This window comes from Microscilla marina ATCC 23134, assembly GCF_000169175.1.
Taxonomy (GTDB): domain Bacteria; phylum Bacteroidota; class Bacteroidia; order Cytophagales; family Microscillaceae; genus Microscilla; species Microscilla marina.
The window spans coordinates 224,444-250,959 of sequence record NZ_AAWS01000001.1 but is presented as its reverse complement, the minus strand read 5'-3'; the positions used below and the strand labels follow the sequence as shown (position 1 = coordinate 250,959).

25 protein-coding genes and 1 pseudogene are annotated in these 26,516 nt (G+C 37.2%); all 26 read right to left on the bottom strand.

Annotated features, from left to right (window positions below):
* Positions 1–72: 72 nt before the first annotated feature.
* The 26 genes and pseudogenes from M23134_RS00965 to M23134_RS00845 all read right to left on the bottom strand — a co-directional run bounded on the left by M23134_RS00965 (position 73) and on the right by M23134_RS00845 (position 26,515).
* Complete coding sequence (locus M23134_RS00965; RefSeq protein WP_045112751.1) at positions 73–669, bottom strand: hypothetical protein; 597 nt, start codon at positions 667–669, stop codon at positions 73–75.
* Positions 670–732: 63 nt separating this feature from the next.
* The gene (locus M23134_RS00960) at positions 733–2,019 is read right to left on the bottom strand and encodes a TIM barrel protein (protein WP_045112794.1); all 1,287 of its coding nucleotides are present in this window, start codon (positions 2,017–2,019) and stop codon (positions 733–735) included.
* A gap of 260 nt (positions 2,020–2,279) precedes the next feature.
* Positions 2,280–2,675: a DUF1987 domain-containing protein gene (locus M23134_RS00955; RefSeq protein ID WP_002692915.1), complete on the bottom strand. Its 396-nt coding sequence runs from the start codon at positions 2,673–2,675 to the stop codon at positions 2,280–2,282.
* A 583-nt stretch (positions 2,676–3,258) separates the two neighbouring features.
* Entirely contained in the window at positions 3,259–4,647 is a 1,389-nt protein-coding gene (locus M23134_RS00950) for an FGGY-family carbohydrate kinase (RefSeq protein WP_002692911.1), read from the bottom strand.
* A 198-nt stretch (positions 4,648–4,845) separates the two neighbouring features.
* The gene (locus M23134_RS00945; RefSeq protein WP_002692910.1) at positions 4,846–5,331 is read right to left on the bottom strand and encodes a DUF5662 family protein; all 486 of its coding nucleotides are present in this window, start codon (positions 5,329–5,331) and stop codon (positions 4,846–4,848) included.
* A 272-nt stretch (positions 5,332–5,603) separates the two neighbouring features.
* A complete protein-coding gene (locus M23134_RS00940) occupies positions 5,604–6,746 on the bottom strand; it encodes a glycosyltransferase (protein ID WP_002692906.1) in 1,143 nt (380 codons plus the stop codon).
* 224 nt (positions 6,747–6,970) lie between these two features.
* Positions 6,971–7,888, bottom strand: a complete 918-nt coding sequence (locus tag M23134_RS00935) for a glycosyltransferase (protein WP_002692905.1) — start codon at positions 7,886–7,888, stop codon at positions 6,971–6,973.
* A gap of 24 nt (positions 7,889–7,912) precedes the next feature.
* The gene (locus tag M23134_RS00930) at positions 7,913–9,319 is read right to left on the bottom strand and encodes a capsular polysaccharide export protein, LipB/KpsS family (RefSeq protein ID WP_045112750.1); all 1,407 of its coding nucleotides are present in this window, start codon (positions 9,317–9,319) and stop codon (positions 7,913–7,915) included.
* A 12-nt stretch (positions 9,320–9,331) separates the two neighbouring features.
* Positions 9,332–10,360 carry a phytanoyl-CoA dioxygenase family protein gene (locus M23134_RS00925; protein ID WP_002692901.1) on the bottom strand — a complete coding sequence of 343 codons (1,029 nt, stop codon included), beginning with the start codon at positions 10,358–10,360 and terminating at the stop codon, positions 9,332–9,334.
* Between the two features lie 111 nt (positions 10,361–10,471).
* Positions 10,472–11,590 carry an acyltransferase gene (locus M23134_RS37315; RefSeq protein ID WP_002692899.1) on the bottom strand — a complete coding sequence of 373 codons (1,119 nt, stop codon included), beginning with the start codon at positions 11,588–11,590 and terminating at the stop codon, positions 10,472–10,474.
* A gap of 59 nt (positions 11,591–11,649) precedes the next feature.
* The gene (locus M23134_RS00915; protein ID WP_002692897.1) at positions 11,650–12,612 is read right to left on the bottom strand and encodes a hypothetical protein; all 963 of its coding nucleotides are present in this window, start codon (positions 12,610–12,612) and stop codon (positions 11,650–11,652) included.
* A 39-nt stretch (positions 12,613–12,651) separates the two neighbouring features.
* Positions 12,652–12,780, bottom strand: a complete 129-nt coding sequence (locus M23134_RS42410) for a hypothetical protein (RefSeq protein ID WP_002692895.1) — start codon at positions 12,778–12,780, stop codon at positions 12,652–12,654.
* A gap of 38 nt (positions 12,781–12,818) precedes the next feature.
* Positions 12,819–13,175: a hypothetical protein gene (locus M23134_RS00910; RefSeq protein ID WP_002692893.1), complete on the bottom strand. Its 357-nt coding sequence runs from the start codon at positions 13,173–13,175 to the stop codon at positions 12,819–12,821.
* Position 13,176: 1 nt separating this feature from the next.
* On the bottom strand, positions 13,177–14,064 hold the full coding sequence (locus tag M23134_RS00905; RefSeq protein ID WP_002692891.1) for a methyltransferase domain-containing protein: 888 nt from the start codon (positions 14,062–14,064) through the stop codon (positions 13,177–13,179).
* Positions 14,065–14,325, bottom strand: coding sequence for a hypothetical protein (locus M23134_RS40385; protein WP_198144955.1), 261 nt, complete (start codon positions 14,323–14,325; stop codon positions 14,065–14,067).
* Between the two features lie 455 nt (positions 14,326–14,780).
* Entirely contained in the window at positions 14,781–15,815 is a 1,035-nt protein-coding gene (pseI, locus tag M23134_RS00895; protein WP_002692887.1) for a pseudaminic acid synthase, read from the bottom strand.
* Positions 15,802–17,310 carry a UDP-2,4-diacetamido-2,4,6-trideoxy-beta-L-altropyranose hydrolase gene (gene pseG / locus M23134_RS37305; protein WP_002692885.1) on the bottom strand — a complete coding sequence of 503 codons (1,509 nt, stop codon included), beginning with the start codon at positions 17,308–17,310 and terminating at the stop codon, positions 15,802–15,804. Before pseG ends, pseI begins: the two co-directional genes overlap by 14 nt.
* Positions 17,303–18,136 carry a glycosyltransferase family protein gene (locus M23134_RS00885; protein ID WP_002692883.1) on the bottom strand — a complete coding sequence of 278 codons (834 nt, stop codon included), beginning with the start codon at positions 18,134–18,136 and terminating at the stop codon, positions 17,303–17,305. Before M23134_RS00885 ends, pseG begins: the two co-directional genes overlap by 8 nt.
* A pseudogene (locus tag M23134_RS41965) lies at positions 18,130–18,888 on the bottom strand (SDR family NAD(P)-dependent oxidoreductase). The gene M23134_RS00885 and the pseudogene M23134_RS41965 overlap by 7 nt, the downstream one beginning before the upstream one ends.
* Entirely contained in the window at positions 18,888–19,763 is an 876-nt protein-coding gene (locus M23134_RS00875) for an aldo/keto reductase (protein ID WP_053337214.1), read from the bottom strand. The pseudogene M23134_RS41965 and the gene M23134_RS00875 overlap by 1 nt, the downstream one beginning before the upstream one ends.
* Positions 19,754–20,911, bottom strand: coding sequence for a UDP-4-amino-4,6-dideoxy-N-acetyl-beta-L-altrosamine transaminase (gene pseC, locus M23134_RS00870; protein WP_002692875.1), 1,158 nt, complete (start codon positions 20,909–20,911; stop codon positions 19,754–19,756). The genes M23134_RS00875 and pseC overlap by 10 nt, the downstream gene beginning before the upstream one ends.
* A gap of 9 nt (positions 20,912–20,920) precedes the next feature.
* Positions 20,921–21,949 carry a UDP-N-acetylglucosamine 4,6-dehydratase (inverting) gene (gene pseB / locus M23134_RS00865; protein ID WP_002692874.1) on the bottom strand — a complete coding sequence of 343 codons (1,029 nt, stop codon included), beginning with the start codon at positions 21,947–21,949 and terminating at the stop codon, positions 20,921–20,923.
* A 421-nt stretch (positions 21,950–22,370) separates the two neighbouring features.
* Positions 22,371–23,417, bottom strand: coding sequence for a glycosyltransferase (locus M23134_RS00860; RefSeq protein ID WP_002692872.1), 1,047 nt, complete (start codon positions 23,415–23,417; stop codon positions 22,371–22,373).
* 43 nt (positions 23,418–23,460) lie between these two features.
* Entirely contained in the window at positions 23,461–24,654 is a 1,194-nt protein-coding gene (locus M23134_RS00855; protein WP_045112749.1) for a glycosyltransferase, read from the bottom strand.
* Positions 24,655–24,662: 8 nt separating this feature from the next.
* A complete protein-coding gene (locus M23134_RS00850) occupies positions 24,663–25,760 on the bottom strand; it encodes a DegT/DnrJ/EryC1/StrS family aminotransferase (RefSeq protein WP_002692867.1) in 1,098 nt (365 codons plus the stop codon).
* A 5-nt stretch (positions 25,761–25,765) separates the two neighbouring features.
* The gene (locus tag M23134_RS00845; protein ID WP_002692866.1) at positions 25,766–26,515 is read right to left on the bottom strand and encodes a formyltransferase family protein; all 750 of its coding nucleotides are present in this window, start codon (positions 26,513–26,515) and stop codon (positions 25,766–25,768) included.
* Position 26,516 lies beyond the last annotated feature (1 nt).

Below are 26,516 nucleotides of genomic sequence, written 5' to 3'. Positions count from 1 at the left end.
TACTGGTCAAGGTCATTTGTTCAACGATTGATAGTACCTCTCAAATCTCTATTCGTTAATCGTCGTTTTATATTATTTTGTCGCAGCCATTAACTCCTGATAGCGATGTTGGCTTACCCGACTAATAATAAGGGTACCAAAAACTTTTTTCTCGTTTTTGTAATAACCATATACTCGGATAGTGGCCACGCCACGATCATCAAAAAAGTGATTGTTAGTATCTTGAGGCAAGGTAATGATCAGTAGCTCTCTTTGTTTATCTTTGGTTCTAAAGTTAGGCGTATTTTGGGTAACATAGCCACTTAGATAGATTGATGGCAAGGCATCAGTTTTCACTGCAAAGCAAAAGGTTTCACCAGCTTTGGCAGCAATAGGTTTAGACAAATCCAAACCATTTCTATATTTTTTCTTTGTACCTCTGGCGCTCCCCCACTCTGGCGAGCGTTCGGGCTTTATCATCTCTTTGCGCATGGCATTGACTACATCTTGTATGTGCAAAAAACCTCTGTTTTGGTATTTATATAACTTTGCCTTGTTTGGGTGGGTGTGTTGGTCAAACGACAACAAGAAATAATTTGTTGATGAGCGGTCATTGTTGGTTTGGGCATAGCCAACATAATTGATTGTGCTTATTGCTATAAGTATAAACAATACTCCTGATTTTTTCATAAGTGTATTTAAAGTAGTTCGTATGCGTTCGTTTACTTTAAACGTAGATACCAATACAAAAAGTTACAAACCAGTGGCACGCGAAGCAACTCCTCTTTTCTCAATCAACGCTGCCCGTATACGTTGAGCTCTAAAAAATGTAAGTGGATCGATACAAGCCTTGTTTCTGAAGCGGGCTTCTGCTACCAATGGGCGCACATCAACTCTAAAAGCTGCTTGCAATATTTCTTGTGCCTGCACCACCTCATTTTCTTCCTGCATATATTCAAGCATTTTTTGGTCAATTAACAAAGCATGGGCATACTCTATTAATATCCCTTCGGTTGCCTGCATTAAGTCTTCTATTGGGTCTTTGGTATTATGGCTGGCGTCAATCATCCAGGCAATGTCCGACGCATTGGTGGGAGCATCACTCCACATAGCATTGACAAGTTCCTGAAAAATTAAAAATAAACGGTAAGGCTTTAAAGCTCCAGTGGTGAGGTCATCGTCGCCATAAGAAGACCCGTTGAAATGAAAACCACCCAAACGCCCTATGCCCGCCAATCTTGCAATAATTTGCTCAATGTTGGTATTGGGTAAATGATGCCCCAGATCAACCAATACCTGCGCCTGATCACCCAATTGTTGCGCCAATAGCAGGGCTGTCCCCCAATCAGGAATCACCATTGAATAAAAATTAGGTTCGTAGGGCTTATACTCTATCAACATTTGCCAATGGGTAGGCAAGTATCGATATATTTCTTGTAAACTTTCGGCAGTGCGTTCATAGGCTTTTCTAAAATTATTTTGCCCTGGAAAGTTGGCTCCATCGCCTAACCAAGTAGTCAAAGCTTTAGAACCCAACTGCTGCCCTATATTTATCACTTCGCAATTATGCTCAATGGCTTGCCGCCTTACCTCAGCCTTGGTATGACTCAGTGAACCATATTTATATGAGTAGACTTGTTGGGGATGATCTTGAAAAGTATTAGAGTTGATAGCATCAAACTTGATTCCTCGGCTGTGGGCAAACTGTCGAACTGCGCTATAATCTAACGAAGTGTCCCAGGGAATATGCAAAGAAATAGCATTGTTACTCCCTGTAAGTTGGTGCAAAAGACTTGTGTCTGCTATTTTTTCTTCAATACTACGTGGCTCTCCCCCTATAGGAAAGCGTCCAAAACGTGTGCCACCCGTACCCAAAGCCCAGCTGGGCACGCTCACTTGAAAAGCCTGCAGTTTTTGAATAACAGGCTCTATGTCGATCTGCTTTTTTGCTAATATTTCTTGCAAATGGTATAGCTGGTGTTGATGATCTGCCAGTAGACTTTGGTTGGTTTGTGCAATTAATTCAGGGGTCGTCATCATTTCTGAAGGCTGTTTAGTTTTAGGTGTAAACATATCAAACCAAGAGTTGGTGCTTTATAACTTATCGAAAAACCCTGTATAATACTACATTTATTTTATTAAAAAAAGCGGACACTCAAAGCTATTTAAAAGGTACTATAGCAAAACAGAGCACTGCCTTCAGACAGTACTCTGTTTTATTACAAGCCTTGCTTGAGCATTCCTATGACGAAGAGTTTGCTTAAAAAAAGGTGTCTGTAGAGACATAATTTAAACAAATACTAATCTTCAGCTTCAAAAGAATACATGTTAATCTTTAGCCCAGTACTTACCATATAGTCCTCGGCTTCTTCTGCAATGCTATCGTCATCATCGGGGTAATACCAGTTTATTTCTACTTCGGCTCCACTATCTTCATAATCTTTGAGGGTGCGCAGTACATTGAGAATACCACGCGAAGAGCTTGTGTTAAAATAAGTCAAGCGAAAGTTAAATTTAATGGCTTTTTTTACTTCAGCCCGGTACTGTTCTATCCATTTGATAATGGTGTTGTAAAACTCGTCGGTGTCTTCTAGGTAAGACTCCCCCGAAATTTCACAAGTTCCGGTACTTACTTCCATTTTGACATTTGGGATATAAAAAACCCCGCTTTCTCCCTTGATTTCTAAATCTTCCATATCACTAACAAAAATCTTTGAACAACAACTAAAAATCTGAAATTTACATAAGTTAAAATAAGTTTATACTTTGGTGCTTTTCGTAAATGCCTGAAAGTACCCGCACATAAGAAGTTAACATTGCAAGACTTAACAAAGCTGTAGGTACAATAGCTACAGATTTTTGGATAAAAACCGTAGTTTTCATTAAGCATTTGACCAAAATTAACTGTGTTGAGCTTGGACTTCGCTCTTCAGCTCTTTGCAAATACAGTCCCCTCTTTTGTTTTAGGATTGTTCAAGCAAAGTAGCTATAAACTTAATTAACAGTGTAACAAGTAATCATACCAAAATAACTTGGGTTTATTGAACTCTATCTCTGGCAGTTGTAGTGTTTTAGATAGCTTTGCAGCTATCACCATACAAAGACTTTACCGTCTCATAAGTTCGTTCAATACCTCTAATTGCCAGCTATATCAGTAAAGCGTTTTACTTTTATTGATATCTATCCTGTTTTGAATGATCAACGGGCAATTGTTGCAAAACATGTGCAATCAAATCATTTGGCAGACATTAAGGTTTTAGGAACCAACAGATCCTTCCTTTAATATTTTTTAAACCCTAATTCTGGTTTTTTCATTTGAGGATCTAAGTACTGATTGATCAGTAATGCTGCACCTGTAGCTGCACCTTCAGGCATATTGGGTACCAAAACCTCTACTGATGGATAAACTTTACTTAATGTGTGAAGAAAAATCTCATCATCGGTAAACTCTCCGTCTACAATCAGGTATTTGGGCAATCCTTTTCTGGCAGCAATGGCAATGGCCGGTTCAAAAAACGATATCAGGTCACGCATTAGTTGGTGATAGGCATCTTCGAAACTTTCAAATATGGACAAATCCCATTCTTTTTCGCCTCCTGTGTCCGACTTATGGGCTCCACTGGCATCAAAAGAATGAGGCACCAGGCTTCGAGCGTCTCCTTTAGAGGTAGCCTGAGCTTTGTTAAATAGACTTTCGTCAAATTTTACATTTTTATGATAATCAAGGGGCTTGCCAAAGTGTTTTGCCATGCGATTAAATTGGTAGCCATGTTCGTTTCCAATGAAAAAACGTGATGCTTTTACCCTACGTCCTTGTACGGTTAAGTACTGTAAACAATCTTGTGATACATCTTCGGGGCGCAAAGGAGAGTGATCAAATGGATTGAGTGTAATACACCAGGTATCGGTCATACCTAGCAATAAAAACTTTTCGTCGAACAAGTGTAAATAAGTTCTCAAAGCTGACGAGCTATCGTGTAAGCCAGTCCCTACTGGTATTTGTTTGCCTTGTCCTTCCCAGTGCCCTACAACAGGACTAGTGCTAAATTCAGGAATGATTTTATCAATGCCTTCATCTTTTACCCACTGGTGATAATCACGACGACGGAAGTTCCAAATACCAGTATGGCAACCAATACTGGTATACTCGGTAGTGGCTTCTTTGGTAAAAAGATATGCCATGTATTGGGGCAAGTGTAGACTATATTTAATACGGTTGTATACCTCAGGTTTTTTGTACTTCAACCAATAAATTTGCAAGCCTGAATTAAGCATACCTAAAGGAGGAGAGCAGGTTTCAAGTGCAAATTTCACTTTTTCGCCATATTTGCCATAAAATTGTGCTTCGAGATCTTCATCAAACGGCTTCAAATATGAATAAAGGGGAGTAAGTGTATTGCCACTTTCATCTATGTGCATGAAGGTTGCCCCATACGTCGAAAAGTTGAGCGCTTTTACATCATACTGATCACTGCTTACAAGCTTGTTCCAGGTTTCGGTAGCCCACTGGTTCAGCAACTGTATATCGTCTCCTTCAAAACCATCATCATCTTTGGTTTTTGCCAGCTTCTCAGAAGCTATATCAACCACTTCAAAGTTCTCATCAAAGAGAATTAATTTCTTTTGGATAATACCTACATCCAATACTGCGGTCACAGTTTTTTTCATATCTATGGAATTTTGCAATACACAAATTTTCAATTGTCAATATAGAGATAATCCCTTAAGCTTAAAAAATTATCTGGCAAAACCTTTTTTTACCAAAGTTAATTTTTTTCGCCCATAATTTAAAGTTGCTTTTAGTTATGTCTTGCGCTGATAGCATTCCCAAAATGCCCTCTTTTTTGGGGTAAAATAGCTACTCTCCTATTTTAATAATTTGATAGAGTTCCTCAAAATTTCTTTGAGATCATCAGAGTAACCAAACCGCTGTTGATTTACTTCAATACTTTGCTCTATGTCTCCTTTAGGGTGTTGTTGTGAAGCTATAGCCCAGTCACAAAACATTTCGAGTATGTCTATGAGGTTCATTTCTTGAATGCCTCCTTCAAAATGTTCGGGATGGTGACGGTTACAAGCATAATGATGCTCTAGTGCTTCGTTCATTTCGTCTTGAATGGCTAGATATTCGGGCGATCCATAATCAGCATCTTTGAGTTTTTGAGTATATTTCATTGAATACTCTATTTCAGGCGAAGAGAGTTTGGATTGGTCATGGGTGTTTGACCTCTTTAATATTTCGACTACCATCTTATTCAACAAATCTCTTACAAGCAAAATATGCTTGCGGATTTCATTTTCGGTAGTTGACAAATCGGTATTTTTGTCAGTATCCATGTCTTGATGCTTCATTGAGACTGGTATTGTATGTAAAACTATTAAGTTTGGACAGATTTGTTATTTTATATGAATAAATGTAAAAAGTATGCGGGACTTTTACAAATAGAATGAATATACAATTGGGAAGGAAAACACAAAATCTTACACTAACTTTTAGTTGTATTGAACAATAAATACCCTACGTTTTTTGGAAAATCAGGGGTAGTATTCAAATGTTTTGGCTTGTAATATTTGATGATATATGTCTATATAATTACTTGTCTGTTGTTCAATAGAAAACTTTTCTAATGCTTTTTTTCTGGCATTTTGCGCCAACTCACTACGTAACAAGGCGTTGTGTAGTATCTCATTGATTTTTCACCAAGCATTTGATAGTTTTTTTCTGATGCCAATAACCCTGTTTTGTAAGGTACTACCATATCAGGAATCCCTCCAATGTCAAAAGCCACTACTGGTACTCCACAAGCCATGGCCTCTAGCATAGTATTGGGCAGGTTATCTTCTAGCGAGGGTACAATGCAAGCATCTGCACAAGCATATATTTCAGCTAACTTGTGTTCTTCCTGCACATAATCAAACTTAAGGTGAGGAAAATCAAGAGAAGTATCGTGGTGGTTGCCTACCAATACTGCCAAACTTGTGCTTGGGTCAACACACTTCAAGGCTTTGCTTAAAAGTTCAAACCCCTTACGTTTATTGGTAATATTCTCAGCAAGAAATATCAATACATTTTTGTCTGATGGTATGCCAAGTTTTTTGCGTACCAACTGCTTGTCCATTGGTTGGTATACGTTCAAATCAATGCCATTGGGAATATGTATGTGCTGAAACCGATCGAAAAAACTTCGATTTTGGGCTATATCAAGCATCCAACTTGAGGGGCTCACTACTTGCAATTTTTGTATAGGTTTGAGCGCTTTGTATTTCGTGTTCTTTATTTTAGTATCTAGCAGTTTATACTCCATTTCATTATGATGGTAATCGCCCTCATAATGAAACCCTCCAGAAAATGGGTTTAAGTCGTGTAATGTCCAGACAATGGGCTTTTGGCAATGCTTGAAAAAAGAGGTATAATCGATAAAACCTGCCACCCAGTGTAGGTGGATAATATCAGCTTGTTTGTATAGGGGGTGATTTAATATGTTATACACCGAATCAGGAAACGAGAACACTTCATAATTATGACTTTTACCTCGCAAGGCTTTTTTTTGGTGGTGTTGGTGTAGCCTGTATTTAAGCGAAAACTGTAATTGTTTGAAAAAAGACTGGGTATTGAATGAGTATTTATGGACATGAGGCCGTGTTTGGTATTTGTACAACACCAACAAGTTGTTGTCAATATTAGCTTTCAATAGACCATTCATCAAACGTATAACTGCCTTGCCTGCGCCTCCTGTATCTGCGGTATTAATGTGTAGTACCCTCATATTGAACCAATGCTCAAAATCATGTGCTTATTTGTTGGCTACGTAATTTTGATAATATTATAATGTAAGATGTTTTTCTAAAAATAGATAGATGTGCTTGAAAGTGAAAATATTCCCCTTACCCTACCCTCCAATAATTTTGCTAAATATTTCACAAGCTGGTAGTTTTTCAACAAAAAATATAAAGCTAGTAAATATTCACACTTTTATAAAGCAAACATTTTTTACTTTATCCATCTCTTTAGTCTGCTTTTCACTTTTTGTATGAACGATATAGATTGCCATTGTTGATTATTAAAAGTAGCTATTTTTTTTCTTGCTTCATCCGACTCTGTTAATTCGACTTTCACGACTTCAACGCTAGTGGCCATAGGCTGGGTAAGATAAAGCTTTGAATAGGTACAGTGCTCACCGCTTCCGTCAAAACCTATGTTGCGTGTCAACGATTTTTTAGGATAGAGGCACAAACCATCTTCTAAAAAAACGCTTGCCTGCCACCTAATTGCCCAAGTATTCATTCGCCCCTCAATATTGGCTTCCAAATGTTCTATAAAATTATAAGAATCGTCAATATTAAATGCTGAAACTTTATCCAAAGAATTTATTTCATTTAATAAATACTGAGGGTCAAGGTTCAGCTTAGCCCAAGCATGTGCCCAGGTACCCCATCCCCAACAAGCTGTTTTTTTGAAGAAAAAAGTATCCGGATTTTTTTTGTTCAATATCACTGGGGGCAAATGCCCTGAGACCTGCATAACCACTGGGTTGCTGGCGTATAGGTTGAGTGCTTGGTTCATATATGTAAGAAACCCCGGCGAAGTAACTATGTCATCCTCTAAAACGATCACCTTGCCATGTTGCTGTACTACATTGGTTACCCCATCTACAATGTTTTTTACTAGTCCAAAGTTTTGCTTGCGTTCGATAAGGCGTATTTCTCTGCACCATTGTTGTGTCCAGATAATCTTCTTCACTTCAGCAATGGCCTTTAATTCATCTTCGGTTGCATCTTCTTTGGGTGCATCGGCAAATATATACAACAACGACTGTTTGCTCAGGTGGTTGTGCTGCAAACTAACCAGTGTTTGCAGGGTATGCAGGGGGCGTTTGTATACAAAGAGTATGATCGGGGCAAGGTTCACAGTAAGTTTATTGTAAGAGGTACCTCAATTATTCAAATGAACTTGTTTTGATGAAAAATATTGAATCTTTTGTTTAATGGAGTTTGTTAAATTTTTAATATTTTCAGGGTCATTAAAAATCTTTTCATTTGAAGGGTTTCCTCGGCTATTATGAGCAATAAACTTTGCCAAATACTCAATTGTATTTTTATCATCTGGCATATTTAGTATGTTACTATCCAGTACTTCTTTCACTTCCTTAAAGTTTGCTACTTTATGAATATCTGGGTGTCTATCATAAAACACATTTCCTAATACAATTACAGGGATATTATTAATGAGTGCTTCCCAACCTACCGAACCACAAATTGTAATTACAGCTTTAGTTTGTTTAAGTATAGAGTGAGAGTCTAATTCGGCTGGTAAAAATGCTATGTTACTATTTTTTTTTCGCAATGTTTGATATTCTTCTTGTAGCAAGTACCCAGGTTGATAAGGGTGTTCTTTTACCAACAAAACAGTATCCAACGGCAACTGTTTAGCTATTTGTTGAATTGTATTGAGTTGTTCGGCAACATCAGGATTAAAATACAACAAGGTAGCCTCTGGCTCGAAATGAAAAGGGAAGAAGATTTTTTTATATGCTTTTAAATTATCTAGATCATCATAGTCTCCTGATTTAGGATAATGTTTTTTTACAAAATCATAGTAGTAAAAATGAGTCCCCAATTGATTGTAGTAAAATACACTGTCTCGTTTTTTTTCTTCTCTGGAAAAACTCTTCACTAACTTTAGCCGCTTCTTGATTTCATACTTAATTTGTGAAAAAAAATGGCGAGTATTTGATTTTTTCAGTCTTTTGGGCGGATTAGATATAAAAGAGGGTTTGTGCCCTTTTTGTTTCGTTTTAGATATAATCTCTTTTGCCAACGAAAGGTTCGCCTCGGTTATTGGGGTTTGTTCAAGTACTACTTCTGGATAACTTGAACTATAGGGGTCAGGTTTCCATATAAACTGCTTGGGAACAACAGATACCAAAAAATTCAAGTCTAAAACATTGTAAGCCTTAAGCATTAAACTAAATACTTCTTCCTGTTCTATGGCAATGGTTTCGTGTACGCCTGCAAAATAGATACGTTCGCTTAGAATACGGTTCCAAAAACTAATAGATTTGCCCAAAATCTCCTGCCTCTCTTCTAAAGTAAGCCATCCCATAAAACGATCTGCCTGAAAAGAAGACTGAAGAAAGTTATGGGGGATAGTAGCCATATCCAATTGATCGAATTCTTCTTCAAAACAGCCTACAACTATGCCTCCCAGCTCTTCTACTTCTTGTTTTTCTTTGAGATTAACTGTTACATGAAAACTATTGTATACACTTGATGTAAGTCTAGGCAATAATTGTGTGTAGGTAGTTCGCGAAAAAAATAGAATGTTAGGACCTTTAGTCATTTTTTGGAGAAATTAATTCTGGGTTAATATCTTAGAATAAACTTCAGGAAATTCTGTAAACATATTTTTCTGAGAGCTTTCTAAAGTGTGTGGAAGAGCAACTTTTGGGTATTCCACACCAAAATAGTTATTACAAAATTCTAATTGGAAAATGAGTCGTTCACCTTTGAGCAAAGGTTTACCTTTGTGTAGCCCACGAGTATCTACCGCCATAATAGTTCCTTTTTTACCTAGAAGTTCTAATATATGTTCTTGAGAGTAATGTTGTTTTATTTCCTCATCTGTTAACCTTCTATCTTTACAAATGGCTGTTGGTAATTTATGATGCGAGCTTTTTACATAACAAAACGGTCCTGTATCAGAGTCTACATCTGTGAGATAAAAAAAGAACTTAAGGAATTTAAAGCGGTCTAAATCAAAATGATACATTTGTGCAGCTTCTGCGGTTCCTTTTTCATCAAATGGAGCACTCCACCACATGGCTATCAAATCTAGTATGGGTTTACTTTTAAGGTATGATTGTGCAATAGCTAACAAAGTAGGATCGAAAATAAGTTTTTGAAGCATGGGCTGATTAATCAATTGTTGCATACTAAAAACATACTTGGGTGCTATTATATGATCACGGTTATAGATTACAGACTCATCTGAGAACTTGACTCTGGTTACTTCGTCCCGCTCTTCAGGAATTTGTAAATACTTAACGGGAGTATTTTCAGCAAATTTGAGTAAACTTTCCACACTAGTATCATCCAGCTTGGTATCGAATATATAATATCCATCTTTTTTTATTTTTAGAGCTATATTTTTTATTTCTTGATTTGACAAATGCCCCAGCACTCCTGACTGATCTTTTTTTAGTTGTGAATATTTCCCAACAAAAATAGCATTAAAAAAGCTGAACCAGTTGTTGAAACGTCCATTGGTTAGCACAAATAGTCTGCGCATGGCATGAAATCCAGTAGATGGAGTAATACCTTTAAGTTTATAATAGACAAATGCTTTTAAAAAGTGCCAAAAAGATTTTAATATAGATATCATATTATAACAAAATTAAATTCTCAATAAAAGTTAACGCCTTTATTCTACTAGGGTTATTAAGGTTTAAAACTGGTTTAGATACGTGCTTTAAAAGATCAATTTACTAATGGTTTAGTATATTTCACAACTTACAACCCCATACTTCGATACTGAACTGTTGACCTTTGGCATTAACTCAAATGTAAATAAATGATATTTTTGAAGAACATCTGGAAATTTTGAGAGGTTTTGAATGGATTTTTCATAAACTTCTGTTGGCACTGGAATAATGTATTCAGTTTTATCAGAAGTAATATGGAGTTGAATTAACAGGACATCATTTAATTTAACAGCAAGCAGTTGTGGTTGAAAATTCTCAGAAAAAAACATATTGAGTTTTAATTCAGAAAACACTTGTTTTTTGAGGGTAATAAGGGCTTTTTCGAAAGCAAATAAACCATTTTGTTTGAGCGATTCTTTTCGGTCAGTTTTTTGTTGAGCAAAGCCTCGATAAAAATACGGCCAATGCAACTCATTGATGGCATAAATGGCCGTAGGTGGGTTAAAATTAATTCGTTTTTTAAGCTCTGTGTTCGGGCTTCCAGACTGTATAGAATAAGGAGGTATATTTCTGGTAACCAATGTATAAGCTCCTACAACAGCGCCTCTACCTATGTAGACTCCTCTCTTTACATATGAGCCTAACCCAATCCAGCAATCCTCTTCTACGTGTATAGGCTTTACATGGGCTAAAGTACCTTCCTCTGTGCTCAATACCTCCTTGTCTTGGTTTTTGATCAAATCAAAAGGGTTTTTGGAGAAATAGTGATTGCCAGAAGACATAAAAACGTTGGGAGCAAGCAAACAATTACGTTCTATGGTCACACCTCCCAATAATTTACAATTATCTTGAAGTGAAGTATGATCCTTGATTATTAAGTGGTTATGCTCCCATATTGTGAGCTCTACATGACGACTAATAATGACTCCTTTACCTAGTGTAATGCTCTGATCTCTGTGAATATTTCCTGTGAACCCGACCTGCAGAATACGACTATAATCACCTATTTTACCCCCAACAGGAGGAGTAAAATTTTCGTAGTTATTGATCACAACATTTTTACCTATCTGAAAATCCCCTTTGAATAGTAATTTTTGCCTAATACTATATTGCAGATAAGTGTCTTTGATATACTGAAGGGCTGACTTTCCCAGATAAAGCAAAAAATATAAGTATTTTAATATTTTCATAAGAAAACTAAAGTATTAAAAGTGTATGCGGCAAATTGAGGCACATTTATACACATGGTTTAATTAGAATGCTTGTTTTTGAGCAACAATGTTTTCATTATTTTTTTTAAAGGTGCAGGTATTTTTGCCTTTAACCTTTCCATTTTTGAAGAAGGAGGAGCTTTATACCATTCAAAATAGAGGTTGTCGTCAGCCCTGTGATCTATAATAGTAAATTCTGGATGGGTAAGAGGAAAATCTAATTGTTCAAGATGTATATTTTCTTGGTATTTTGAGTTCACTTCGAAAGTATGCGTAGCATCTTGGTCGAATCCAATATTTTTGACCATGTTTTTATTAGGCATGATAGCCATTCCAGACTGGGTAAGAAAGGCAAACTGCCATTGATAATCCCAAACCCCCTTGACTATGTTTTGATAACCTGTTTCAAATTTTTTGATTTTAAACTCTGCGACCTCGGGAGTATGAAATACATCATACATCTTATTTTCATCTCTAAATTTAGGGAATAGCTTCATTTCATAGTCGAAATGCTTCCAAGCACGCCGCCAGGTTGCCCAGCCCCAGCAAGGATTTATTCGAGAAAAATAATAAGATGCATCGCCAAATTTTTTCCCCATGTGGTGATTGGTACCAGCAATGTGCATCATACGAGTATCATGTTTATACCTGTTAAGCAATTCTTCGCAAAAATGAAAAAAAGAAGCATCTGGCAAACAATCATCTTCCAGAATAATACCTTGCTCTACATGCTCAAAAAACCATGTAATAGCGGTAACTGGTCCTAAACCACAACCTAAGTTTTTATCCTGAAATAAAGTTTGCACATCGCATTCCCAATCTATTTCATTGATAATATTTCGGGTTTCTTCACATTTTCTTGCTTCAGCATCTACATTTGGACGAGCACCGTCAGCAGCTATAAACAATTGCTTGGGTTTAACTTCTCTAATTTTTTCCAGTACTTGACGGGTAGTATCTAACCGTTTAAATATAATAAGTAGAACAGGGGTGTTGAGCATTTTCGTTTTTCCAAAAAAATTAAAAAATTTTGAATACCTTCATAGAACAGTTCTAACCACCATAAATGCCTCTGCCATATCATTGCCCCAGTATTTTGCCCTATAAGTAAGCGATTCAGGGAAACGGGGATGCGGGTAAGCTCGTTTTTCAAACACATAAGATTCCATTCCAGCTATTTTAGCCTGAAGATTTTGTTCAGATACTTTTACAAAAATATTGGGTGAAAACTGAATAGGGTGGTTAAAGGCTTGCCACCCAGTATGAGGTCAAGCAAAGCTACTGAGTCGCAACAGTTGTCAGGAAAAGCATAAATACCCACAAACTCATAGCCAATACATTTTTGGGCATTGTGGATATCCTGACGGTGTGTTTTCAATTCTTTTTCCCATTTTGATATATCCCGTTCATTAACCCGTGAGGTAATACCTTTACCCAAAATAACCGCTCTTGCTATGCAGTTTTGCTCACTTATCAAACGATGCATAGTAGCCCTCCCCCTCAAGGGTTCATCGTTGGGGGGGGCTACTACTATTAACAAACGTTTATTTTTAAAATCAAACATGTTAGAAATTTAAAAATTTAGTAGCTACAATTGCATCATCAGGAGTGAGGCAAGGCACACCATGGAGAATAGGGTATGCCAACAAGCTAGATTTGGAAAAATAGGCATTTTCATCGAACGACAAGCTTGTTCGTGTAACAGGACATGCCAATGGATGAGTTATTGCGTTTTTTTCTGTTGATTTTTCGATAATCATCAATCCAGTAGGGTTTAAAGGGTTCGCGCAATAGTCAAATAGTCTATACTCCAGCACTTTATAGCCTAATGATAGGGCTGTTGAATGCAAACTAGTTACATAACCGTTGTTTTTCATCCTTTGACGGGCTTCTTTATTTGCCAACTCATAAGCAGGCTCTAATAATATGACATATTTTTTTGCCACCCTGTAGAGCTCTTCCAGCGCCTCTTTTTCTCTGCCTCCATTGGGTTCTATAGAGTGAGAGGTGTATACAATATCAATAGAATTATCGAGGTATGGCATTTGAAATAAATCGCCAGTAGATAAAAATACAGATTGCTTTAGTTCTTTTGTATTTACATACTGGTAAGCATATTTTATACGTGACCAGGAGAGGTCAAAACCGTATGATTTAATATGTGAATCTTCCATTTTAGCAAGTACATTAGCAAGTGTGGTAGCTTCGCCTACACCTACCTCAAGTATAGAAGAGGGAGCAAAATCGGCAAGAGTTTGAGCAATATGTTTGGTATAATTACTGTTAAAATCTGGGTGATTATTTGTGTATTGTATGTAAGTACCTGCTTGAAAATCATAGCTTATCAATATAGCTTCGGTACTGTTTTTATTGTTTTGCCCTCGCAAAAAAGACATAATATTTTCTCCTTTGTTGTACAAAGACTTTATAAATGCTAGTTGTTTGTCTTTCATCTATTTCTTTTGGATAATTCTAACATCAGATATTATACTACCATTGGCTTTAAAAGATGCTCTGTTAAACTCAAATCGAAAGTGCTCTTTTTTCATAAAGGCTTTGGGGCATCCTTCAGCATCCAGCATTCTTATATAGTCATATATTTGTTCTATTTGTGCCAATGTAGCAATATTACTATTGGCTGGTGTGCATCGTTTAAATAGATTAGGAGCACCTTTTTGGGGAACAGGCGTAGTATTTTTTTCTGCAATTTTCATAATAATTTTTTCTATAATTCCCGATACTCTTATAAAAACTTCTTCTGCTGTTCCCAGCAAACTCAGTTCTTTTTTCAGGTAAATATCACCAACATCTAACTCTTTTATGACCCTCAGTACCGAAATTTTCGTGTATTGGTTCTCCTCTTATAATCAAATTTTACAACAGGCTTTCTCCTCTTTCATAAGGCAAATCAGTCATATTGGAAAACCACACATTCGTAATTTTCACATATTTCAGATGGGATAATATAAGACCAATGTAGCATAAAAATCTTTTGTGGTCTGATTTCCTCTAGTGTTACTAAATTAAACTCTTGTTTTTGGCTGATTAAGAAGCAATTGCCCAAAGTATTCATAGAGGGTGTTGGACAAGTTACTATTCCAACGCTTTTCTGAAACAATAATGTAATTATTCATAATTCTATCAGTGGGTATAATAGCAAAACTAGAAGTTACAACAATATATCGAAACTTAGTGGTGTGCCTGCTTTTATTAATTTATGACTTGCTTTGCCCAATAGAATCTCATAATATTTAGGAGGTAAACCATCACCAGGACGAATCACCCTGATATTCTCATAAGTAAAGATATCGCCAACAATTATGTCTTTTACTGCATATACAGAACGTTTGTATTTTAGACTGTTTTTCTCAGCATTTTGCACTCCATACTGAACTTTTCCTAAAGCCAGAAAAGCCCTTTCACTCTCTATTACCAACGCCTTTAGTTCTTCAGGTTCAATAGAAAATGTTGAATCAACCCCTCCATCAGCCCGTCGTAAAGTAAAATGTTTTTCTACTACTCTTGCTCCTAAAGCAACCGAGGCAATAGCCGCCCCTATGCCCATGGTATGGTCAGAGAGTCCAACTGTGCAGTTGAACATTTTGGCAAGATGGGGTATAGTTATCAGATTAGTACTTTCGGGAGTTGCAGGATAAGTGCTAGTACATTTTAACAAAACCAAGTCTTTGCACCCATGTGTTCTTAATGTGTTCACTGCCTCTTCAATCATTCCTAAAGTGGCCACCCCAGTCGACATAATGACAGGCTTTCCTGTGGCTGCCACCTTTTTTAACAATGGAAGGTCATTGTTTTCAAAAGAAGCAATTTTGTAGGCAAGCACGTTTAGCTCTTCCAGAAAATCAACAGCAGATGCATCAAAAGGCGTACTAAAGGCAATCAAACCTTTTTCTGTAGCCCTTTCAAAAATTGGACGATGCCATTCCCAGGGAGTATAAGCTTTTTGATACAAAGTATGAAGCTCTTCACCGTGCCATAAGGACTCTTTATCTTCAATAGTAAGAGCCCCTCTGATAGTCATTGTATCAGCAGTATACGTCTGAAGTTTCAGAGCATGGGCACCTGCTTCAGCAGCAGCATCTACAATTTCAAGAGCTCTTTCGAGCGATTGATTGTGATTGCCCGACATTTCGGCAATGATAAAGGGTTTATGGTTATTGCCTATAGGAAAATTATTTATAAACACGATAGATAGGTTTTTGGTACTGATTCAAATTTACTCCTTTGATCGTTTGCATGCCAGTAAATTCAAAATTTAAATGCTCAAACACTTTTGTAGATGCCTGATTATCAGGCTTTACCAAGGCTATTATTTTGTCTGGCAAATTCGAAATATTTTCATCATAATGTCCAACAAGTGCTTTAAGGGCCATTTGCATAATGATTTCTCCAAAACCTTTGCCCCTGAACTGAGGAGCAACAGAATAGCCTATTTCCAGATGCTTATCAATTAATTCGAAACGTACTTGCCCCAAAGAAACATCTTGATATGTAAATTTATAAAGAAAAGTGTTAGTATCAGACAGTTTTGTTTGAAACCATTGTTTATGTTGCTCAAAGATAATTGGTTCAGAGTTGATCGCGTTTTTTCTGGTTTCTTTATCATTTGCCCAATCAAAATATAATTCCATATCATCGATGCTGGCTTTAGCGGTTTCAACATTTTGAGCAAGGAGAAGCTTTTCAAACACCTTAGGCAAGCGAGGTGTTTGAAAATAGTGCTTTTGCCCGGCTATCTGTTTTAAGACTACTTCGGGAAGCATGTTTTCTATCAAACATGTTAAACCTGCCTGGGTAATTTCAAGAAACCCACCTAAAGGGATTGCTAACTGATTTTCTATCAGGAAATTAAAAATACCTTGCTGATTGGCAGCATACGTACCTAGAACAAGCCCTATGCCTACACAACAAAGTTCATAAGATATGCTACTTGCTGGAGCAACTGCCAAATCGCATTGTGCCATCAGCGCTGCCATTTCTCTGGCAGACAGATTTTGATAAAAATATAGCTTTTTGTTAGTGGAAACAATCTTTTTCAGGGCTTTTTGTTCTGTGTAAGCACTTCCAGTTACCACATGAATTTCAGTCAGCCGATCAACCTCTAAACAAGCTTTTATAGTTTTTTCGGTGAGATTATGAGTATCTGCCCCTCCAAAGCAAATAAAAACCTTACTTAGATCCTCTCTCTTTCGCAATTGTTGGGCTGCCTTTAGAAAAGGTTGGCGAAGCAGTGCATATTCAGTGCCCAAGCACAGTTTGGTATAAGGCTCACAGGAATACTTGCTTGGGTGTATACCACCTGCATGATTAATCACTACATCAGCCACAAAATGCCAGGCATGTAAATCATCAATGCAAACCAATTTGCAACCGCTGGAGCGTATAATTTTTTGATACTCAGTTTTGAAATTATACCCATCAAGTACTGTTATATGGGCATTATGGAGGAGTTTTTCAGCAATATTTTTTGCCTCATTTATATAATCGTCTGTATTTTCAAAGGCAATCAATTGATGCTTTTCGGTAATTTGATTTTGTAATGCCTCAGAAGGCGTTTGCACCAAAAATATACAGTCAAAATTATCACATAGCATGTCTGCCAAAGCGAGGCTACGTACTATATGCCCCAAGCCTATTTGGCTGTTGCCATCTGCGCGAAAATAAATAATTGGTTTAGGCATCTTTCAGATGTTTGATAGTATACATAAAACCGTTTTTTGCCAACAACTCTAATGCATCAGCTTTTTCCTCCTCAAATGATTGATAGGCATTTTTTTGAAAGACATCTTGGTTGATCGCTTTTACCCAAGGATTTTCCTTGAAAAACTCCATAATTTCGTTGAACCCAAACAAATGATTATGAGAATATAGTTGCTGATAAAGTAAACACATGAGGGCGTAATCGCTGGGGGTATCTAAGGTAAGCCGATACTGGGCACAATCTTGCTCATCAGACAATACCTGCGGATAATGAAGCACGAATTGATCAGGGCGTTGCCGCACAAAATAAGTAACATGTTCCCTTTCATTTTGATCGATCCCTTGCTCATGGGCTATTTGTAAAGCGGTATTTGAAACTACTTCTACATTCATGCCAAGTGGCAACCCTTGAGTATAAGTATAATCTGCCTTATGAGTGGCATGTTCTTCGATGGCTTTTTCAATATACACTGGATCAATACAGGGATTGTCGCCTGTAAGGCGTACAATTGTATCAAGTTGGTATTGTTGGGTAATGGCAGCATAACGTGATAACACATCTTCTTCGTCTCCTCTAAAAAGTACAACACCTTGCTGAGAAGTCATTGCTGCCAACAAGTCATTTTCTGCATTGACTGAAGTAGCAACTGCGATCAAATAATCAGGGTTTACAGCTTTGGACCGGGCAATAATGTGTTCAATCACAGATAACTCTCCACTGTAAGGAAGTTTTAAAGCTATTTTCGCAGGCAAGCGGCTCGACCCCATACGCGCCTGAATAATGATTCCTACTTTATTTTTTACCATGCGGTCCACCCTCCATCTACTACTATATTTTGTCCAGTCATAAAGCTTGAAGCGTTTGAGGCTAAAAATACAAATGCACCCTGGAGTTCTTCAGGTTTGCCAATGCGTCCTAAAGGAGACTTGGATGACAAACTATTGATAAATTCTTGATTTTCTTGTACAGCAGGACTAGGAAATGCTCCAGGAGTAATCGCATTGACTAGTATGTTGTCTTTGCCCAAATAAGCTGCAAAATAACGGGTAATTTGTAATACCCCAGCTTTGGCTGCCCCATAATGGGGTGGGTTTAAAAAATCATTGTTTTGGTATACTGAAAAATCGGGGGCTACCATCCCATACATTGAAGATACATTGATGATTTTGCCTTGTCCTTGTTTCTTAAATAAGGACACTTCTCTGATGCAGCGATAAACACTATTAAGTGTACATCATGCCATAGCCCAGTCATCATCGGTCATCGTTTCAGGGTGTTGGCCTTGACTATAAAAAGCATTGTTGATGAGTACATCTATTAGGTTTTGTTTGGCTATATTTTCAAAGCTTTGACGAATGCTTTGAGTGTCAGCAATGTCTGTTTGTTCAAAAAATATTTTTTCTTCTTGTTCAAATGTTTTTTCAAACTTGTCTTCCGACCTGCCCAAAACCCAAACTTTTGCTCCATGTACCAATAAACCCTGGCAGATGGCTTGTCCTAAATAGCCATAACCACCTGTGATTAATATGTTTTTATCTTGAAGAGAAAATAGCCCCATTACTTCCAGTGAAAAGGTAAAATAATTTGTTCGTTGTCTTCTTTTAGTTGTTTCAAGTCAGAGTAAATATTGCGAGTTTTTTCCAGAAAATCAACACTCATTAGGTTATCTTTCAGGTGGGCAATTGCATCTACCCCAATCACTACTTGATCTATGTTTTGCTGTAGTTGCACAAAGTTTAATAGCAATGCTGCCAAAGGTATTTGGTGTTGTTGACTGAGTTCATGCAAAGTATTTATTTTAGACTCAATGCTTTGAAAATGAACAGGCAATGACTGACTATCTTTGAAAAACAAGCCTTGCAAAAACGCAGAACGATTGTGAACCTCTATTCTTTGTTTTTTCAAAACAGGGAACAGGTATTCAAAACGTTGATCCAACAAATTATAGGGAAGTTGTACTAAATCAAAAGAAATATGATGGTCAAATAAGTACTCAACCTGGTGAGGGTAATATACCGAAAATCCAATTTTATTAACCATCCCCTGTTTTTTTGCCTGTACCAACTCCTCTAACAAAGCAGAGTTTTGTTTAAAAGTATCAAAGTCATGGAAAAGATAACCATACAAAACGGCTACCTGTAGTTTTTCCAGCGACTGCCTTACTTCGGGCAATACCCCACCTGTGGTTACCTCAGCAGGTAATTTCGATACTATTTTAAAAGACAACTGCAGTTCTTGCAAAGCATTGCCTAGCATTGCTTCACTGTTGCCATACATTGCGGCGGTGTCTAATAGGTTGATACCATTTTGGTGAGCCTCCATAAGAATGGCTTTGATGTGCTCATAGCTTACTTGCCCTTTGGGATTGTTAATGCCATAATCCAGTCCAAACTGTACTGTACCCAGAGCCAACTTTGATTTGTTTATTGACAAAACTTCAATACTTTTTCGATAACAAAATCTTGTTCTTCATTGCTTAAGGTCGGAAACATAGGCAAACTTAAACAACGACTGTAATACTGTTCAGCTTGCGGAAAATCGCCGGCTTTCCAGCCAAACTGTGTATAATAAGGTTGCAAATGCACAGGAATATAATGCACCTGAGCAAATATTTGATGCTGCCGCAAATCATCATACAAGCCTTTTCTATCGTTCACCTGTATTACATACAAATGATAAGCATGTACTCCCTGTTGGGCAGGCATTGGCATCACACCTACTGATGTATTGGCAAATGCTTTATCATATTTCTCTGCAATCTCTCTGCGTCTAGCTATCCTCTCATCGGCCCTTTGTAACTGCGACACCCCCAAAGCTGCTTGCAGGTCAGTTAAACGATAATTATAGCCTAAGTTGTGCATTTCATAATACCACCCTCCATGGTTTTCACGAAGCAGGCCTGGACTTTTGGTAATGCCATGGGATCGAAGTTGCACCAGTTGGTCATACAAAACTTTATCATTTGTAGTAATCATGCCTCCTTCACCACAAGCAATATGTTTGACAGGGTGAAATGAAAATATAGCAAGGTCGGCATACAGTCCATTCCCACAGTACTGTTGTTGTTCCTTACTATCTACAAAATATCCCCCTGGAGCATGGCAGGCATCTTCTATAATCCAAAGTTCATACTCATCAGCAAGTTGACGGAACTTCTCTAGATTGATTGGATACCCAGCAAAATCTACAGGAATGATTCCTTGATAAGTTCCCTTTGGACTTTTTTCTAATAACACCTTTACTTTTTCAATGTCTAACAGGGCAGTTTTTGGGTCAACATCTGCAAAAACAACCTCTCCACCACAATAACCTACACAATTGGCAGAAGCTGAAAAAGTAATAGGAGTAGTAATTACCTTAGAGCCAGCCTCTACCCCCACTGCCAGTGCACAAAGATGTAAAGCTGCCGTACCATTGGCAACAGCCACTGCATATTTTGCCCCTACATATTGCGCAAAAGCTTGTTCAAACGCTAGAATACGAGGTCCTTGTGTCAAAAAATCTGACTTCAAAGCAGCAACTACTGCTTGCACATCATCCTCAGTAATGTGTTGTCTTCCGTAGGGTATTTTAAAGCTCATAAAGAAGGGTTATATAGTAAAACCTGGTGCGATGTAGTTTTTAATCAAAGTGCGTAGCTCCTCTACATTAAGCCATTCACTATTTTTGCCCGAATTATAACTAAAGCCTCTATCTACCTCTTGAGCATGATAGTGTGTGATATATTTGTTCATTGTTTCTTCATGAGTTTTAAAGGGTGGACTAGGTACAATCACATAATATTTTTGTGTTTCGATAGTATTCAATGAGTCAGTAGTAGTAAGCATTTCTTCATGTAGCTTTTCGCCTGGACGTATGCCTACTATTTTTTGTTCACAATTAGGGGCAATAGCTTTGGCAAGCTCTGTGATCTTATAAGAGGGAATCTTGGGTATAAATACTTCTCCCCCAATAGCATTTTCTAATGCATAAAATACCAAGTCCACCCCATCTTCCAACAAAATGTTAAAGCGAGTCATTTCAGGGTCAGTAATTGGCAACACTCCTTCTTTCCTCTTTTGCAAAAAAAACGGAATAACTGAGCCTCGTGATCCCATTACATTGCCATAGCGTACCACCGAAAAGGTAAGGCTACGATCTCCTCTCATGTTATTTGCTGCTACAAATAGTTTGTCAGAACAAAGCTTGGTAGCTCCATATAAGTTTATAGGAGCAGCAGCCTTGTCGGTAGATAAAGCGATTACTTTTTGCACTCCGCAATCGAGGGCAGCATTGATGATGTTTTCAGCACCAAAAATATTGGTTTTGATACATTCCATCGGGTTATATTCTGCCACAGGTACATGCTTAAGTGCTGCCGCATGAATAATGAAGTCAATGCCTTCACAAGCTCTTTTTAGCCTTTCGCCATCTCTTACATCACCTATAAAGTACCTCAATGCCTTATGTTTGCCATAAGGGGTATGGTGGTTCATTTCAAACTGCTTAAGTTCATCACGGGAGTAGATGACAATTTTTTTAATGGATGGAAATTTTTGTAGTAATGTTTCAGTGCATTTCTTTCCAAACGAACCCGTTCCTCCTGTAATAAGGATTGACTTACTGTTTAAATCTAGCATAATATATATACAATATTCTTTTCAAAATAATCCTTCATATATCAAGCTTGGTTACCCTGCTTTTTCAGCGAAATCACTTCAAATTTGATCAACATATTGACCAAGTAACCATTGAATATAAGGTAGCTATTTAAAATTTGACTGAGCGTTTTTTTAAATGCTTTATCTAATACTTCTATCCTGTATTTTTGTCGAGATTCTTTAATCCACTCCTACAACCTCCCTTCTGTGGCTTTTGGATACTACGCTCAATATAAGCATATCATCAGTATTTAGTGGAGCATTATCTGCGACTTCTAAACAATTCTTTACAAAAATTAAAGAAATACAAATACACAACAATTGCCTTTTAATACTGTGGGGACCTTGTTCTACAAGCTCAAAAACCACCTAATGCCCTATGCAGGCAGGTTGAGCCTGGCTAATCCTTTCTGCTTTTTTGATAAACATTTTTTTTTATAAAATAAGACATCCACTTGGGGAGTTTTTTTTCTAAAATAAGATAACTGGCAGCTACATTTCCTAGGTAGCTTGCTAGTTGTATTTGTGAAAAGAAGCTATTGCGTCTCAATATAGTATTAAAAGTATGGCGAATTATTTTTTTTATAAACGGAAATCTTCCTAAAATAACTACTTGCTGTTTTTCTTCAGGCATTAGCTCAACCAAAGCTTTTTTTGAGCTAAGGGCAACTTCATACATTAATTTCCTTAGATATGCGATTTTAGTTCTATGAGCTGGTATTATGTGAACCAACTGTAAATCTGGCGATACTCCAACAGCCCACCCATCTAATACAGCTTGTAACACAACTTGGGTATCTCCAGCAGAAGCTAAACTATCTCCTTTGCGATCAGATAAACTGTATTGACTATTTGAAATGGCTTCTAAGTACTTTCTAATAGAAAGTCTACGAATGCTTAGCCCAGTACCAAAAGGGTGAGCAGGTGTCCAGGTGGTAGTGAGTGCATATTGTATTTTAGATAAGTGTTTTTCTTGAAAAACACCACGCATCCATGCTTCCCGTGCTTTTGGCACTGGCTCTAAAAAATCTACGCTTATATCTCCTGGTCCCCATATACCAACAAATGGGTATTTGGTAAACAAGTTTTGTAATTCTTCTAGATAAGTAGGTAAAGGCTCATTGTCATCATCGAAAAACACAATAATTGGCGCACTAGTATTTTGAACTCCTGCGATTCGTGCCGCCGTGAGCCCTTGTTTTTCTTCAATAATAATCTTCGACTGAAACTTACACCGCTTCAATAACTTGGTGACATAACCTGTTTCTGACAAAGGTTTTTGACTATTATTATCAACAATTACACACTCGATACGTGAAGGAGTGTCATGATGCAATTGATTGATGGCTTTTAATAATCTGGTAAATATTTTTTCATCAGGATTATAAGTACACACAACTATTGCTATGTCAAAAGCACTTACCTGTGGCTCAATATTTTGACTCATAAACTAAGCGTAGGGGGTCTGATAGTGATCTAATAAATACTACTTAGTGAGAAGATAGTTGCTCTAAAAAATCTTTTAATTGCTTCATTTTCAACTGAAAATCAACCTTTGATTCGGCAAAACCTCTCATTTCTGTGGGGTGGTTTTCTAACTGCAGTACCCTCTCCGCAAAACTAACTACATCTTCTATATTTACAGGGCTATCATCTCCAGGTATTTTAAGGTAATAAGGTGCAATACTTTCATTATTTTCTGTATCTACATCTATGTTTGAAATAAAAAATGGAATGCCACGGGACAAATACTCTCGAGTTTTTAAGGTAGATGCTTCTTGTAAACCATTTCTATGCATTGCCATAGAACTGGCTGCAATGTGACACTCATCGAAAATTACTGCTGCTGCTTCACTGTCCAAATTACCCAAAAACTCCACCTTATCTTCTAAATGATATTTCTTAATTAAGGGATGAATTTCATTCAGTACATTTCCGATTATTTTTAACTTCACCTGTACCTCCCCTTTATAAATATGTAGCCCTTCTATAAGCCTGTCTACCCCATGCCATTTACCGGCAAAACCCGCAGATAATAAAATTGTCAATTCCTGTTTATTATATGCAGGAGGAGTTCTAACCCTTACAGACGCTACGTCAAATCCATTAGCTATAGTTCGTGACTCTACTTTATGATTCACCCGATGTGCTTCATAATCAGTTATTTCTCCACAAACACCTACAATACCTTTAGCATGTTTTAGGGCTTTAGGTGCAATTTTGTTCTCATTAAATAACAAGTATTTTTGGCGAAATCCTTCACGATTATACGCCTGCATTTCTACGATTTCTATGGTATTATGTTCAAATACAATTTTTTTATGATATTTCTTCATAAACCTTAAAAAATTGAAATCGGCATACCAAATAGGGTAACGAAACAATATCAAGTCAAAATCTTCTTCTTGCAAGGCTACATCTATAGTTTCATAAAAGATCTTGTTTTCATAATACACATGAAATCTCCAAAAAAAAGGCGCACTGTAGATTTTAGGCACATTGGTAATTTGATACGGGATAACCTTTATATTCAAATCAGGGTAATTTACTTCTTTGTTGGCACTTGAAATAAATAATCCTTTTGTTTCTAAGCCTAGCTGGTTAAGCGCTTTTATTTTATTCACTACTTTTTTTTGAACACCACTTGCTTGCATCCCACCTGAGTATAAGTAGATTAATTTCATTAGAAAAGCTAATATAGTTTGTGAATTGTATTTGTGATGAATGTAACCTGTTCCTCTGCTAACTCAGCATACATAGGCAAAGATAGTATTTCGTTTTGGTATTGAGCAGCCACAGGGAAATGATCTACTGTGTTGTTCTGTGATTGATAACAAGGCAAAAAAGGAAGTGCTGTAGGGTAATGTATACCTGTAGCTATTCCTTTACTTTTTAGATAATCGTTTAGTTGATCACGTTGGGTACTTCTGATTACATACAGATGAAATACATGCTGGGCATTGGTCCTTATCTTAGGAACAATGACTGATGAGTTGTCTAAAAGTTCACTGTAGCGATGGGCGTTATGAATGCGCGCTGCTGTCCATTTGTTCAAGTATTTTAACTTTGTAGAAAGAATGGTGGCCTGTAGTGTATCTAAACGACTATTACGCCCTTCTATTTGGTGGTCATGCTTCAATAACTGCCCATGATTGGCTATTCTGCGGGCTTTTTCGGCTAACGCTGGGGCATTGGTAACCATTGCTCCAGCATCACCATAAGCTCCCAAGTTTTTGCCAGGGTAAAAACTAAAACTTGCACAATCGCCCCAAATGCCCACATTCTTACCTTCAATGCTTGCTCCATGGGCTTGAGCACAATCTTCTAGTACCTTAAGGTCATGTTTTTGGGCTATTTCCATGATGGCAGGCATATTGGCGGGTTGTCCATACAAATGCACAGGTATAATCGCTTTGGTTTTTGAGGTGAGCTTCGCTTCTATTTTTATGGGGTCAATGGTATAAAACTCTGGCTCAATGTCTACAAAAACAGGAGTAGCTCCTACAGTACTTACTGCCTCCGAGGTAGAAATCCACGAAACAGCAGGTACTACAATCTCATCGCCTGCGCCAATGCCCATTGCCTGTAGCAAAATCTCTATCGAGTCGGTACCATTGGCACAGGCAATGCAGTGTTTTGTGCCAATGTAACTCGCAAATGCTTCTTCGAACTGTTTAACTAGTGTACCACCCACAAAAGAGGTATCTTCTAAAACTTGTGCAATGGCCTCATCTATTTCAGTTTTTATGCTTAGGTATTGTGCTTTGAGGTCTACAAAAGGTATATGCATATATCTTAATCTTCTAATAATTTTAGCCCAACTTTTTTTCCACCAATAATAGTATAAGGAGGATCAAAACCAGGCATAGCGGTGGCTCTGAAATATCGCTCAATTGTTTCTTTGTCCCACTCCCAATCAATTTTTTTTATATCGTTAATTTCTTTACGATAATGAGTTTCAGTTTTACGAGTTTCTAACAATGTATATTGAGGTGTTAGCGTATAACTACCTTGAATAATGCTTTGTATATGCTCTTTAAACAGTTCCAATGAATGTTGGTAGGTTAAATCATATAATGTTTTCACATAACAGTTTTCAGGAATAGGAAATCTTTTCTCGAACAATATAGCACCATTATCTATTCCTTCTTCTATTTGGTGGATAGTGGTTCCAAACATATTATCTTGATTGATAATCGCAAATGAAAACTGATTGCACCCCCTGTATTCAGGTAAAGGAGCCATATGGAGGTTTATGGCTATTTGCTTAGCCTTAGCAATATGTTGTTTTTTTAAGATTTGATGGTACTGAATAGAAATGATTATATCTACATTAGGCAAGTTCAATAGTTCATCAAGTGAAGGTAATACTTGAATGTTATGTTGTTGGGCAAGCGCTGGAATATCATAAGCTTCACCAAACCTTTTATTGTTATTCGTTAAAACTCCTATGATTTCGAAATTGTGATTAGTTTGGTTTTCTATAAGACACTTAAGACAAAAAAAACCAATAGGTTTAGAGCCCAAAAAAACAACTTTTTTCATA

Bases quoted from the DNA above. Each gene is read 5' to 3' on its own strand.
- M23134_RS00925 (WP_002692901.1), bottom strand. From the start codon at position 10,360: ATGATATCTATATTAAAATCTTTTTGGCACTTTTTAAAAGCATTTGTC.
- M23134_RS00950 (WP_002692911.1), bottom strand. From the start codon at position 4,647: ATGAAAAAAACTGTGACCGCAGTATTGGATGTAGGTATTATCCAAAAG.
- M23134_RS00960 (WP_045112794.1), bottom strand. From the start codon at position 2,019: ATGATGACGACCCCTGAATTAATTGCACAAACCAACCAAAGTCTACTG.
- M23134_RS00965 (WP_045112751.1), bottom strand. From the start codon at position 669: ATGAAAAAATCAGGAGTATTGTTTATACTTATAGCAATAAGCACAATC.
- pseG (WP_002692885.1), bottom strand. From the start codon at position 17,310: ATGCCTAAACCAATTATTTATTTTCGCGCAGATGGCAACAGCCAAATA.
- M23134_RS00860 (WP_002692872.1), bottom strand. From the start codon at position 23,417: ATGAGTCAAAATATTGAGCCACAGGTAAGTGCTTTTGACATAGCAATA.
- M23134_RS00905 (WP_002692891.1), bottom strand. From the start codon at position 14,064: ATGAAAGACAAACAACTAGCATTTATAAAGTCTTTGTACAACAAAGGA.
- M23134_RS37315 (WP_002692899.1), bottom strand. From the start codon at position 11,590: ATGAAAATATTAAAATACTTATATTTTTTGCTTTATCTGGGAAAGTCA.
- M23134_RS00955 (WP_002692915.1), bottom strand. From the start codon at position 2,675: ATGGAAGATTTAGAAATCAAGGGAGAAAGCGGGGTTTTTTATATCCCA.
- pseB (WP_002692874.1), bottom strand. From the start codon at position 21,949: ATGCTAGATTTAAACAGTAAGTCAATCCTTATTACAGGAGGAACGGGT.
- M23134_RS40385 (WP_198144955.1), bottom strand. From the start codon at position 14,325: ATGAAAATTGCAGAAAAAAATACTACGCCTGTTCCCCAAAAAGGTGCT.
- M23134_RS42410 (WP_002692895.1), bottom strand. From the start codon at position 12,780: ATGGAATCTTATGTGTTTGAAAAACGAGCTTACCCGCATCCCCGTTTC.
- M23134_RS00930 (WP_045112750.1), bottom strand. From the start codon at position 9,319: ATGACTAAAGGTCCTAACATTCTATTTTTTTCGCGAACTACCTACACA.
- M23134_RS00850 (WP_002692867.1), bottom strand. From the start codon at position 25,760: ATGCATATACCTTTTGTAGACCTCAAAGCACAATACCTAAGCATAAAA.
- M23134_RS00885 (WP_002692883.1), bottom strand. From the start codon at position 18,136: ATGGTAAAAAATAAAGTAGGAATCATTATTCAGGCGCGTATGGGGTCG.
- M23134_RS00915 (WP_002692897.1), bottom strand. From the start codon at position 12,612: ATGCTCAACACCCCTGTTCTACTTATTATATTTAAACGGTTAGATACT.
- M23134_RS00945 (WP_002692910.1), bottom strand. From the start codon at position 5,331: ATGAAGCATCAAGACATGGATACTGACAAAAATACCGATTTGTCAACT.
- pseC (WP_002692875.1), bottom strand. From the start codon at position 20,911: ATGAGCTTTAAAATACCCTACGGAAGACAACACATTACTGAGGATGAT.
- M23134_RS00855 (WP_045112749.1), bottom strand. From the start codon at position 24,654: ATGAAATTAATCTACTTATACTCAGGTGGGATGCAAGCAAGTGGTGTT.
- M23134_RS00940 (WP_002692906.1), bottom strand. From the start codon at position 6,746: ATGAGGGTACTACACATTAATACCGCAGATACAGGAGGCGCAGGCAAG.
- M23134_RS00845 (WP_002692866.1), bottom strand. From the start codon at position 26,515: ATGAAAAAAGTTGTTTTTTTGGGCTCTAAACCTATTGGTTTTTTTTGT.
- M23134_RS00910 (WP_002692893.1), bottom strand. From the start codon at position 13,175: ATGTTTGATTTTAAAAATAAACGTTTGTTAATAGTAGTAGCCCCCCCC.